The 931-nt window shown below is 56.5% G+C and carries 1 pseudogene; it reads left to right on the forward strand.

Going from position 1 to position 931, the window contains the following annotated elements:
* Positions 1 to 931: pseudogene (locus HMPREF3108_RS10940) on the forward strand (hypothetical protein); the annotation flags it as partial.

A 931-nucleotide genomic window follows, 5' to 3' on the forward strand; every position in this document is an offset into this window, starting at 1 on the left:
TTCAACGAGCGCGTCTGTATCAGCAAGTACGTCCGCGTCAACGAGTGCGTCAGTATCTGCCAGCGAATCAGCTTCGACGAGTGCTTCAGTAAGTGCGAGTGAATCCGCTTCAACGAGTGCGTCTGTGAGCGCCAGTGAGTCCGCATCTACGAGTGCATCAGTCTCTGCGAGTGAATCTGCGTCTACGAGCGCCTCGGTATCTGCGAGTGAGTCTGCATCCACAAGTGCCTCAGTAAGTGCAAGTGAATCCGCGTCCACAAGTGCCTCAGTATCAGCTAGCACATCCGCCTCAACGAGTGCGTCAGTTTCTGCAAGCGAGTCTGCATCCACGAGTGCGTCCGTAAGTGCGAGTGAATCCGCGTCCACGAGTGCATCGGTAAGTGCCAGCGAATCCGCGTCGACCAGTGCATCTGTGTCTTCGAGCGAATCGGCTTCCACGAGCGCCTCGGTATCTGCGAGTGAGTCTGCATCCACAAGTGCCTCTGTAAGTGCGAGTGAATCAGCGTCTACGAGCGCATCTGTAAGTGCAAGTACGTCCGCGTCGACTAGCGCGTCAGTAAGTGCAAGCACATCCGCTTCCACGAGCGCGTCAGTAAGTGCCAGCACGTCCGCATCGACTAGCGCTTCCGTATCTGCAAGTACCTCAGCCTCCACAAGTGCGTCAGTATCTGCCAGTGAATCCGCATCGACGAGTGCATCAGTAAGTGCGAGTGAATCCGCGTCGACGAGTGCATCGGTAAGTGCCAGCGAATCCGCGTCGACGAGTGCCTCAGTATCAGCAAGCACGTCTGCATCCACAAGTGCCTCAGTAAGTGCCAGTGAATCCGCGTCTACGAGCGCTTCAGTAAGTGCCAGTGAATCCGCCTCAACCAGTGCATCTGTGTCTGCGAGCGAATCGGCTTCTACGAGCGCCTCGGTATCTGCGAGTGAG

The sequence above is a fragment of the Streptococcus sp. HMSC10A01 genome, assembly GCF_001807785.1.
GTDB classification, from domain to species: domain Bacteria; phylum Bacillota; class Bacilli; order Lactobacillales; family Streptococcaceae; genus Streptococcus; species Streptococcus gordonii.